Below are 10,818 nucleotides of genomic sequence, written 5' to 3' on the forward strand. Positions count from 1 at the left end.
GTCCGTCTCCGTATCCGAGTCGCCGGCGTCAGGCCGCGATCTGTCCGTTGACCTTGTCCAGCAGCTGGCGCGGCGTCTGGATGTACGCCATCTCGTCGTCGGCGATGGAGACCCCGTGCTTGCGCTTGATCAGCGCGACCGTCTCCAGCAGGGCGAGGGAATCGAAGCCCAGCTCGAGGAACGGGAGGTCGAGAATGTCCTGGCCCGGCTTGAACGAGTCGTCGTCGCCCGCGGCCTCGTTGAGGATCTCTTTGAGGCCCTCGATGGTCAGTGCGCTCACGGCTAGCTTCCTTTCCTCCAGCGGGCGGTTTCCGCGCGCCCACGACTGAGGTTGTCACCGCGCACCTGTAATCCACTGGAGAGATTCTCGAAGAAACCGTTGCACGACAAGCAAAAACGGCCCGCGCCACAGTGTGGCGCGGGCCGCTGGAGGATTGACCTAAGCGAGAAGACGTTGCAACTGACGGGTTTCGGCGCTGTCGAGACGTGGATCGGACGTCAGGATCGCGTGCTGCAGTGACTGCAGGCGCGACGACGGCTCGACGCCGAGCTCCTCGATCAGGGTGTTGCGCAGGGCCTTGAACGAGTCGAGCGCCTGCCACTGCCGGCCCGCGCGGAACAGCGAGATCATGTACTGCGCGCACAGGTTCTCGTTCATCGGGTTCTGCACGGTCAGCACGGACAGCTCGCTGAGCAACGCCTTGTGCTTGCCCATCCGCAGCTCGGCGTCGATGCGCGCCTCGAGCACGCCCAGCCGTGCCTCCTCCAGGCGCACGATCTCGATGCCGAGCGGCATGCCGGGCCGCACGTCGACGACCGCGGCGCCGCGCCACATCTCCAGCGCCTGGCGCAGCAGCCGGGAGGCCGAGGCGTAGTCCTCGACGTCGTAGGCCTGCTGGCCCGCGCGGGAGAGGCGTTCGAACTCGTGCACGTCGACGGCCTCCGGCGGCACGTCGAGCAGGTAGCCGCCGTACCGGGTGACCAGCACTTCCTTCGCCTCGCCCTCGCCGGAGGTCGCCAGCGCGTCACCGATGAGCTTGCGCAGCTGCAGGATGTAGGTCTGCAGCGTGGTGCGGGCGCTGCGCGGCGGCCGGTCGCCCCACAGCTCCTCGATCAGCGTGGGAACGGACACCACCTGTCCGGAATGCAGCGCGAGCAGCGCCAGGATCTGCCGTGGCTTGGCCGCGGTTGGCGTCACCGAGCGACCGTTCACCTTGGCCTCGACGGGCCCCAGGACCTTGATCTGCATCGCGACCCCTCCTTCGGTTCCAAGCACGGGATTAGTCTGCTCGGCCCAACGGCGCGGCGTTAGTGCACAGGCCATCGATGTCAGGTGAGTTCTGCCCGTGCCGGGTATGAAAACTTCATACGAAGGCGCATTAGCCGGTAACTACCGGTCCATTAGTGCTGGTCCGCATCATTACCCACAACAAATCACACGCAAACATCGGAGCTGAACATGTACCCCACCGTCACCGTGGAGCACTTGTCTTCCGTCACCACCGCCAACGACGACTCCGACGACATGAAGATCTACCAGTTCGACCGTGAGGCCTCGATGGACTTCTCCGCGGACTTCGCGTGGACCTCCTGCCGTCCCGGCACGTTCTGCGAGTCCGCTGAGGCTCTCGCGGCATGAGACCCGAACTGGCCGAACCGGACGAGCGGCGCATCGGGTTCCGGCGTCACCTCCGCCCGCAGATCGTGCGGGGCGAGGCCGTCTACCTGATCGGCGAGTCCGGGGTCACCGCACTCCAGGGCACGCACGTCGAGTCGCTCGCCCCGCTGCTCGACGGCACGCGTGACCTCGCCGCCGTGCTGCGCGACCTGCCCGCGGGGCTGACCGAGGACACGGTCAGCCGCATGCTCACCAAGCTCGCCGCGGCCGGTCTGATCGGGCGGCGCTGCGAGGAGGACGGTTCGGCCACGACCGAGGCCACGCTCGCGTACTGGGACGCGGCCGGCCTCGACCCCGCGGACGCGGTGTCGGCGACAACGGCGTCGCTGATCTCCGTCGCCGCGATCGGCGACATCGACCGGGACGCGCTGGTGGACGCCCTGCACCGCAACGAGCTCACGGTCACCTCGGGGAGTGGTGACCTGACGGTCGTGGCGTGTGCCGACTACCTGGCGCCCGAGCTCCGCGACATCGACGACGCCCACCGGAGCGCCGGCAAGCCCTGGCTGCTGGTCAAGCCCGTGGGCACGGAGGTGTCCGTCGGTCCCTTCTTCACCCCGGGCGACGGCCCGTGCTGGCGGTGCCTCGCGGCGCGGCTTTCCGCCAACCGCAAGGCCGAGGCGCACGTGCGGCGCAGGTGCGGCCAGCAGGGCCCCGCACCGCGGCCGCTCATCGGCCTGCCGTCGCTCAGCGCGATGGCGCTGGAGATCGCGTCCGTGGAGACCGCCAAGTGGCTCGCGGGCATCAGGCAGGACACGCAGAGCTCCATCTGGAACTACGACAGCCTGACCATGAAGGTCACGCAGCACGAGGTGCGGGTCCGCCCGCAGTGCTCGGGCTGCGGCGACCCCGACACCGTCGCGCGCAGGGCGTTCGAGCCGGTCGAACTCGCCAGTCGCGTGAAACACTCCTGCGACGGCGGCGGCCACCGGTCGTCGCCGCCGCAGGAAGTGCTCGACACCTACCAGCACCTGGTCGGCCCGGTCACCGGGATCGTGAAGGAGATCCGCCGCAACGACAGCGGTCCCGACTTCTTCAACTCGTTCCGGTCCGGCTCGAACATCGCCGCCGGGGAGGGCATCGAGGGGCTGCGGTCGGCGTTGCGCGCGGACACCGGCGGCAAGGGCGTGACACCGCTCGACGCCCAGGTCGGGGCCCTGTGCGAGGCAGTGGAACGACGCAGCGGCGCGTTCGTCGGCGAGGAGGCGCGGGTCTCCGGCAGCTACCGCTCGCTGACGGGCCGGGCGATCCACCCCGACACCGTGCAGCAGTACCACCCGCGCCAGTTCGCGGGCCGCGACGGGTGGAACGCGGCGCACTCGAACTTCCAGCACGTCACCACCCCGTTCGACGAGGACGAGGTGATGGACTGGACGCCGCTGTGGTCTCTCACGGAACAGCGGCACAAGCTCCTGCCCACCGGCATGCTGTACTTCGGCGCCCCCTGCCCGCCGAGCGTCACGGCCAACTCCAACGGGTGCGCGGCCGGCAGCAGCCTCGAAGACGCTGTCCTGCAAGGACTTCTGGAGCTCCTCGAACGCGACGCGGTCGCCATCTGGTGGTACAACCGCACTCCGCTTCCGGGCATGGACCTGGACTCGTTCCGCGACCCGTGGATCACCCAGAACCGCGAAGTGCACGCGAGCCTCGGCCGCGAGGTGTGGCTGCTCGACGTCACGGCGGACCTCGGTGTGCCGGTGATGGTCGCGGTGTCGCACCGCACCGGCGGACCGCGGGAGGACATCATGCTCGGCTGCGGGGCGCACCTGGACCCGCGGATCGCCGCACGGCGGGCGCTCACCGAGCTCAACCAGTGCATGCCGATGGTGTGCGGGGCCTCCGACCTGAACGGCCTCGACGTCGACGTCCGGAACTGGTTCGAGAACACCAGGATCGCCGACCACCCGTGGCTCGCTCCCGACCCCGCCCGGCCGGCGCACGACGTCCTGCACCACGGCTACACCCACCGGGCGGACCTCGTGGACGACGTCCGCGCCATCCAGGGCACCCTCGAGGCCAAGGGGATGGAGGTGCTCGTCCTCGACCAGACCAGGCCGGACATCGGGCTTCCCGTCGTCCGCGTGGTCGTCCCGGGACTGCGGCACTTCTGGTCGAGGTTCGCTCAAGGGCGCCTCTACGACGTACCTGTACAACTGGGGAGACTTCCCAGGCCACACCGGTACGACGAGCTCAACCCCATCCCACTGTTCATGTGACTGCCAGAGCGGAGGCGCTGTGGTGCCCACCCAGTCGCACATCCCGGCCGGCCGGCCGCTGTGGTCGTTGCTGGAGGACACGTTCGTCGACGAGGGGACCGAGCACCTCACCGTGTACGGGAGGTGGGGCGCCATCGAGATCGCGGACACCAGCCCTCTCGTGCGCGAGGCGTTGCACCGCATGAGCCTGGGCCCGGTGGCGCTGGAGAACATCTCGGCGCTGCACGAGAACTTCGTGCGCTGGAAGACGGGCTCCGGGCCGTGCCTCATCTGGCGCAAGCTGAAGAGCACGCTCGACCAGCTGGGCGGCTGCGTCGTGCCGTCGCTCGGGCTGAACGACGGGGCCGGGCCGATCCTGTCGGTCGTGGCCGTCACCCGTGACGCCGTGTTCGCGCTCCCGCCCGTCGACGACGACGAGGTCGTCACCATGCGGCCGCGCACCGAGATCGAGCGGCTCAACGGCGACCAGGCGCTCGCCTGTCCCGGGCTCGCCTACCAGGCGATCCTGCACAGCGCCCCGGCGACCGAGATAGCGAAGTCGTTGCTGCACACCGAGACCACGGTCACCCAGGTCGCGGATGCGTTGCAGGTGGAGAAGACCCTGGTGGGGGATGTCGTCGCCTACCTCGCCGGAGCCGGGCTCGCCGTCGTCCAGAGGCGTTGAGCCGCCGCCATGTTGCTCCGATCGAGGACCGCAAAACACGAGATTTCCCAGGAAGCGCCCGTATCATGGCCGCGTCCCGACCCTCGTGGGGGAGCTGCCGCTGTGACGCTACGACAGGAACACTCGTCCGTGTCCCGTCGTTTGGCGTACGTCGTCATCAGTGTGGTCTTCGCCAACTACCTCGGCAACGCCTTCTCCTACGTGTTGCAGGCCGGCGCGACGCCCGTGCGGATCGCGACCTCGCTCGCCTGCCTGGTCACGATCGGGTTCCTCCAGCTGGGCGTCTTCAGCCGGCCGGGCTCGGACCTGCGCTCGGGCAGGGCGTACCTGGCGCTCGGCGTCATGGCCGCTCTGGTGTACGTGCCGTTCTCCTTCTTCCCGAACGCCTGGCACGGCATGCCGGGGTTCCTGGCGGGCAGCGCCTTGCTCGTCCTGCCGGGCCGCGTGCGGTGGTTCGTGTTCACGGCGGTGGCCCTCAGCAACGGCCTGATCAGGGCGCAGTACGTCGACGACCCCGCCCAGCTGGCCTACTACGTGGTGTCGGCGATGGTCGCGGGCATGGTCGTCTACGGCCTGTCCCGGCTCCCGTCGCTGGTCCACCAGCTGGAGACGGCCCGCTCGGAGCTCGCCGACCTCGCGGTGTCGCAGGAACGGCTGCGGTTCGCCCGCGACCTGCACGACCTGCTCGGCTTCAGCCTGTCGGCGATCACGCTGAAGGTCGAGCTCGCCATCAGGATGCTCGGCACCCAGACCGAACGCGCCACGCGCGAGCTGGTCGAGATCCTCGGCATCGCCCGCGAGGCCCTGGCGGACGTCCGCGCGGTGGCGTCGAGCTACCGCGAGCTCTCGCTGACCGACGAGATCGAGTCGGCGCGGTCGGTGCTGACCGCCGCAGGAGTGCGGACGACGATCGAGGCGGACCAGCTCGATCTCTCGCCGCGGTCCCGCACGGTGCTCGCGACCGTGCTGCGCGAAGGCGTGACGAACCTGCTGCGGCACAGCGAGGCGACCCGCTGCACGATCACGATCTCCGGCACGGACCGGCTGGCGTCGATCGACATCGTCAACGACGGCGCCCCCGCCGAGGCCGGCGACGAGCGCGGCAGCGGCCTGACCAACCTGGCCACCCGCGCCACCGCCATCGGCGGGTCCCTGCTCGCCCGGACGACCCCGGAAGGCGACTACCGCCTGCACGCCGAGGTGCCGGTCGACCCGGCACCGGAGAAGCCGGCGAGACCGCCGCGCTTCGCGGGACCGCTGATCGCGACGCGGTTCGCCCAGGTGCTGCTCACGGCCGTGGTCATCGGGTACGCGGCGATGGCGATGACGCTCGTGACGTACTACCCGATCGGTGCCGCCGGCATCGAGACCGCGGCGGCCGGCATCGCCGGCACGGTCGCGCTCGTGCTGGGCGTGGTGGTCCGCCCGCGCCTGCGGCTGAGCCTGCCGCTGCGCGCCGGGGTGCTCGCCGGGCTGGCCGTGTGCGTCTACGTGCCGCCGCTGGTGTTCGGCAACCCCTACCTCGCGGGCGTGCCCGGCTTCCTCGCCGGAGCGGGACTGCTGCTGCTGCCCCGCCTGGCCGGGTGGATCGCGTTCTTCTCCGTCGTCGTGCTCCAGGGGACGATCTACAGCCTGCTCGGCGAGAACACCGTGGCCATCTTCTACGCCGTGATCGCGACGACGAACCACGGCCTCGTGCTGTACGCGCTGACCCGGCTGCGGTCCATGGTGAACCAGCTGCACGAGGCGCGGGAGGAGCTCGCGACGGCGGCGGTGACGCAGGAACGCCTGCGGTTCGCCCGCGACCTGCACGACCTGCTCGGCTACAGCCTCTCGGCCATCACGCTCAAGAGCGAGCTCACGCACCGGCTGGCCACGATCGACCCGGACCGGGCGCGTCAGGAGCTCACCGAGGTCCTGGAGATCTCCCGGCAGGCGCTCGCGGACGTCCGCTCGGTGGCACTGAGCTACCGCGAGCTGTCCTTCGACGAGGAGACCCAGTCGGCGCAGGCGCTGCTGTCCGCGGCCGACATCGACGTGACCGTGCGGATCGACGCGTGCGACCAGTTGCCCACCGAGGTGAAGGTGACGCTCGCGACCGTGCTGCGCGAAGGCGTCACGAACCTCCTGCGGCACAGCAAGGCGGAGCACTGCGAGATCGTGCTCTCCAGCTCGCGGCACCTGGTCACGATGGACATCACCAACGACGGGATCCCCACGACCGAGCGGAAGTCCCGTGACGGCAGCGGGATCGGCAACCTGACCACCCGCGTCCGCGCGCTCGGCGGCGACCTGCACGCCGGGCTCACGCCGGAGCACACCTACCGGCTGCGCGCCGAGATCCCCCTGCCGCTCAACTGAGGTCCCCGAAAGGTCACCTGAGTCCACTCGTGGGGGTCGCGGAGGCACTCGCCGTGTCGCGGTTGCCCTCGCTGGTGGGGCAGCTCGACGCCCGCTGTGGGCTGGGGTTTCGCTCGTAAGATCACGCTGAAGGCCCTGGCGGACGTGCGTGAGGTGGCGTCGAGCCGTCGCTGGACGGCGAGATCGACTCGGCGCGGTCCGTGCTCGACGGCGGTGGGTGTCTCGACCGCGGCCGAGGCGGACGACGGCGGCCTCACCGCGCGCGTCCGGGATCTCGGCGGCGACCCGCACGCCGGGCTCACGCCCGAGTGCACCTACCGGTCGGCGCGCCGAGATCCCCTTCGGCCGTCACAGCATCTCGATGACCGCGCAACCCCAGCTGTACCCGGCGCCCACGCCGAACATCACGATCCGCTGGCCGGACTTCGCCTTGCCCGTCTGCACGAGGTGGTCGAAGCTCGCGAACTGGTCGCCGGCGCCGAGGTGCCCGACCGTGCGGCTCCACTCCCACGTCGTGCGCTCCGGCGCGATGTCGTAGGGACGCAGGTAGTTCACGTCCAGCCGGCGGCGGCCGAAGTGCGGCAGGATGATCCAGTCCGCGTCACCGATCTTCATGTCGGCGTCGGACAGCGCCTGCTCGACGGCGAGCGCCTGGCCCGCGTTGGCCTTGTTGATGCCGTAGGACAGCCCGAACTCGCGGCTGAACGTGTGCTTGGCCTCCTCGAAGTCCACCGGGATGCGGTGCGAGAACGGCGCGAGGCCGAACGGCACGTCGCCGCGGTGCAGCGGCTCGAGGTCGGAGTCCGCGTTGATCGCCAGCGAAAGCAGTTTCGCGTAGCCGCCGCGAGTGGACAGCACGAGAGCCGACGCGCCGTCGCCGTAGGGCGTTCCGGGGTCGGTCCTCCAGCGGTCGATCCCGGGCAGGCAGAAGCGGTCCGAGGACGTGAGGAGGGCGTCCCTGCCGGGACGGGCGACCAGGTAGGACACCGCGAGGTCCATCGCGGCCAGGCCGCCGTTGGACATCTGCCGGATCTCCAGCGCCAGGCAGGAGTTCCGCACCGTCTCGCGCTGGATGTAGGAACCGACCGGCCACAGGTCCTGGCCCTGGTGGTAGGTGGTGGCGTGCAGGATCAGGTCGACGTCGTCGGGCTCGGACCCCGCCCGTGCCAACGCGACCCGTGCCGCCTCGACCGCCATCTCGGCCGCCGACTCGTGCGGGGACACGGAGACGGACTCGACGTCCGTCCGCGCGACGAGCTTCGGCTCGCACTCCCCCGACGCGATCGCGTCCGCGACGTTCAGCGTCGAGGGCAGGCGCACACCGCTGCCGTTGACGAAAACATCCTTCACTCGCACCGCGGTCAGACCTCCTTCAGCGCGCGTGCCACGCGCACGACGCGTTCAGCCTGGATCTGGGCCGCCTGCAACGCGATCTCGTCGACCGGCACGTTGCCCGCGCCCAGGACGTGAGAGGTGCCGTAGGGATTCAGGTCTCCTCCCGGCGGCACGATGATCCCGCCGAAGTGGCAGACCATGTTGTAGATCGACACGAGCGTGGTCTCCATGCCCCCGTGCAGGCTCCCGCCGGAGGTGAAGGCGCTGTACACCTTGTCGGCGAGCAGGCCGCTGAACCACGCGGGCCCCAGCGTGTCGATGAACTGCTTGAGCTGCGCGGACACGTTGCCGAAGCGGGTCGGCGTGCCGAAGACGACGGCGTCGGCCCACAGCACGTCGTCGACCGAGGCGACCGGGACGTCCGCGGTCTCCTCCAGGTGCGCCGCCCAGGCGGGCCGGGACCGCCACGCCGCCTCGGGTGCCAGCTCCGCAGCCCGTACCAGCCGCACCTCGGCGCCGTGCTTCTCGGCCGTCTCGGAGATCTCCGTGGCGATCCGGTGAATCGTTCCCGTCGAGGAGTAGTACACGACTGTCACGTTGACGCTGCGTTCCATGACGCATCCCTTCGCGAGGCAGCTCGGTTCACCCTTGCCGGGCCGCCTTGATGTGGCGTGGAGCGCGACATGAACGTTGGGAGATATGGTGTCGCGCGGAGGGGCGCGATGATCAGGGTTCTGCTCGCGGAGGACATGCACATGGTGCGCGGTGCTCTCATCGCGCTGCTCAACCTCGAACCGGACATCGAGGTCGTGGCCGAGGTGAGCTCCGGCGACAAGATCGTGCCGGCCGCGCGCCAGCACGGTCCCGACGTCTGCGTGATCGACATCGACCTGCCGATCCTCGACGGGCTGAGCGCCGCGACGAAGATCCGCGAGACGATGCCGCAGATCAGGACGTTGATGCTGACGTCGCTGGGCCGTCCGGGGACGTTGCGCAGGGCGCTGGCGGCCCGCGTGGACGGGTTCCTGCTCAAGGACGCGCCGCCGGCGGAGCTCGCCGACGCGATCCGCCGGGTCGCCGCCGGGGAACGGGTCGTGGACAGCCAGCTGGCCCTGGCCGCGTGGGACCGCGGCGAGTGCCCGCTGACCGACCGCGAGCTGGAGGTGCTGCGGCTCGCGGCGAACGGCGCCGACGCGCCTGACATCGCTGTCGCGCTGTCCCTTTCGGTCGGCACCGTCCGCAACTACATGACGACGATCATGACCAAGCTCAACGGGCGCAACCGGGTGGACGCCATCCGCATCGCCGAGGAAGCCGGCTGGCTGTAGCCCGGCTCCCGGCGTCGCGGACGGCATCGGTCAGGCCGCCTTCTGCTGGCTGGCGCGCAGGTCGAAGCCCGGCTGGGCGACGATCTCCGGGGTGAGCGAGTTGCCGCCCTCCAGGATCCGGCGCCCCATCAGGAAGTCGATCGGCCGGTTGTAGGCCTCGATTCCAATCAACCTGTCATTTTTGAAGCAGAACACCGAGAACCGGCCCTCGGACGGGTCGCCGACGGTGACCGTGCGGTCGTGGCCGTTGGTGAGACCCGCGGTCTGCAGCTTCACGTCGTACTGGTCGCTCCAGAACCACGGCAGTGCGGTGTAGGGCTCCGCGCTGCCCATGATGGCCGCCGCGACCGTGGTGCCCTGGTCCGTGGCGTTCTGCACCGACTCCAGGCGGATCAGGCCGCCGGCGTGCGTGCTGGCGAACCGCGCGCAGTCGCCGACCGCGTAGACGCGCGGGTCGGCCGTGCCGAGGTGGGCGTCGACGACGATGCCGTTGTCGACGGTGAGCCCGGCGCGCTGGGCGACCTCGGTGTTCGGGATGACGCCGATGCCCGCGACCACGAGGTCCGCGACGAGCACCGTGCCGTCCGTCAGCTCCACCAGGCCTTCCCTGACCGCGGCGACACCCGTTCCGGTGAGGATCTGGACGCCTTCGCTGCGGTGGCGGCCGACGAGGTGCTGGGCCGTCTCCGCGGACACCGCCCGTTGCATCACCTGCGGCTGCGCCTCGACGACGGTCACCTCGTGGCGCAGTTTCCGCACCACGGCGGCGAATTCGAGGCCGATGAACCCGCCGCCGATGACGACGACGTCGAGCCCGATCTGGCCGTCGAGCCGCTGCCGGATGGCGTCCGCGTCGGCGACCGTGCGCAGGTTCAGCACGTGCTCGGCACCGGGGATGGGCAACGGCCGCGGCCGTGCGCCCGTCGCGAACACCAGGTGGTCGTAGCCGACCGTGCGGGCACAGCCCAGCACCGCGACCCGCGCCTGGCGGTCGACCCCGATCACCCGCTCGTCGCGCACGAGCTTGATGCCGTGGTCGTCGTAGTACGAGTCCTGCCTGAGCACCAGCCCGGCGAGGTCGGTCTCCCCCGCCAGGTAGGCCTTGGTGAGCGGTGGCCGCTGGTACGGCGCCGCCTGCTCGTCACCGATGAGCGTGATGGGGCCGCGGGGGGGGGGGGGGCGGGCGCGGGGGGGGGGCCCCGCCCCGGCGCGCGCCGGCCCCCCCCCCGCCGCCAC

General features: G+C 70.3%; 10 protein-coding genes. 5 read left to right on the forward strand and 5 right to left on the reverse strand.

Going from position 1 to position 10,818, the window contains the following annotated elements:
• Positions 1-28 precede the first annotated feature (28 nt).
• Positions 29-280, reverse strand: a complete 252-nt coding sequence (locus tag ORI60_RS41385; protein ID WP_030474575.1) for an acyl carrier protein — start codon at positions 278-280, stop codon at positions 29-31.
• A gap of 159 nt (positions 281-439) precedes the next feature.
• Positions 440-1,249, reverse strand: coding sequence for an AfsR/SARP family transcriptional regulator (locus ORI60_RS41390; protein WP_090071069.1), 810 nt, complete (start codon positions 1,247-1,249; stop codon positions 440-442).
• Between the two features lie 237 nt (positions 1,250-1,486).
• Between ORI60_RS41390 and ORI60_RS41395 the strand changes: the two genes are divergently transcribed.
• From ORI60_RS41395 to ORI60_RS41410, 4 genes are all read left to right on the forward strand, one after another.
• Complete coding sequence (locus tag ORI60_RS41395) at positions 1,487-1,639, forward strand: hypothetical protein (RefSeq protein WP_266043466.1); 153 nt, start codon at positions 1,487-1,489, stop codon at positions 1,637-1,639.
• A complete protein-coding gene (locus ORI60_RS41400; protein WP_266043467.1) occupies positions 1,636-3,894 on the forward strand; it encodes a TOMM precursor leader peptide-binding protein in 2,259 nt (752 codons plus the stop codon). The genes ORI60_RS41395 and ORI60_RS41400 overlap by 4 nt, the downstream gene beginning before the upstream one ends.
• A 19-nt stretch (positions 3,895-3,913) precedes the next feature.
• Positions 3,914-4,558 (forward strand): hypothetical protein, encoded by a 645-nt coding sequence (locus ORI60_RS41405; RefSeq protein ID WP_266043468.1) that lies wholly within the window; start codon positions 3,914-3,916, stop codon positions 4,556-4,558.
• Between the two features lie 129 nt (positions 4,559-4,687).
• A complete protein-coding gene (locus tag ORI60_RS41410; RefSeq protein ID WP_266043469.1) occupies positions 4,688-6,919 on the forward strand; it encodes a sensor histidine kinase in 2,232 nt (743 codons plus the stop codon).
• A 348-nt stretch (positions 6,920-7,267) separates the two neighbouring features.
• Here the strand turns inward: ORI60_RS41410 and ORI60_RS41415 are convergent, their stop codons facing one another.
• Positions 7,268-8,275, reverse strand: coding sequence for a ketoacyl-ACP synthase III family protein (locus ORI60_RS41415; RefSeq protein ID WP_266043470.1), 1,008 nt, complete (start codon positions 8,273-8,275; stop codon positions 7,268-7,270).
• Positions 8,276-8,280: 5 nt separating this feature from the next.
• Positions 8,281-8,868, reverse strand: coding sequence for a flavodoxin family protein (locus ORI60_RS41420; protein ID WP_266043471.1), 588 nt, complete (start codon positions 8,866-8,868; stop codon positions 8,281-8,283).
• Positions 8,869-8,976: 108 nt separating this feature from the next.
• Between ORI60_RS41420 and ORI60_RS41425 the strand changes: the two genes are divergently transcribed.
• The gene (locus tag ORI60_RS41425; protein ID WP_266043472.1) at positions 8,977-9,582 is read left to right on the forward strand and encodes a response regulator transcription factor; all 606 of its coding nucleotides are present in this window, start codon (positions 8,977-8,979) and stop codon (positions 9,580-9,582) included.
• 30 nt (positions 9,583-9,612) lie between these two features.
• On the opposite strand, the gene ORI60_RS41430 is transcribed toward ORI60_RS41425, so the two are convergent.
• Complete coding sequence (locus tag ORI60_RS41430) at positions 9,613-10,818, reverse strand: NAD(P)/FAD-dependent oxidoreductase (RefSeq protein WP_266043473.1); 1,206 nt, start codon at positions 10,816-10,818, stop codon at positions 9,613-9,615.

It is taken from the genome of Lentzea sp. NEAU-D7 (genome assembly GCF_026242055.1).
GTDB lineage: Bacteria > Actinomycetota > Actinomycetes > Mycobacteriales > Pseudonocardiaceae > Lentzea.

Coding starts and splice junctions, on each gene's coding strand:
- ORI60_RS41425 (WP_266043472.1), top strand. CDS start 8,977: ATGATCAGGGTTCTGCTCGCGGAGGACATGCACATGGTGCGCGGTGCT.
- ORI60_RS41400 (WP_266043467.1), top strand. CDS start 1,636: ATGAGACCCGAACTGGCCGAACCGGACGAGCGGCGCATCGGGTTCCGG.
- ORI60_RS41420 (WP_266043471.1), bottom strand. CDS start 8,868: ATGGAACGCAGCGTCAACGTGACAGTCGTGTACTACTCCTCGACGGGA.
- ORI60_RS41390 (WP_090071069.1), bottom strand. CDS start 1,249: ATGCAGATCAAGGTCCTGGGGCCCGTCGAGGCCAAGGTGAACGGTCGC.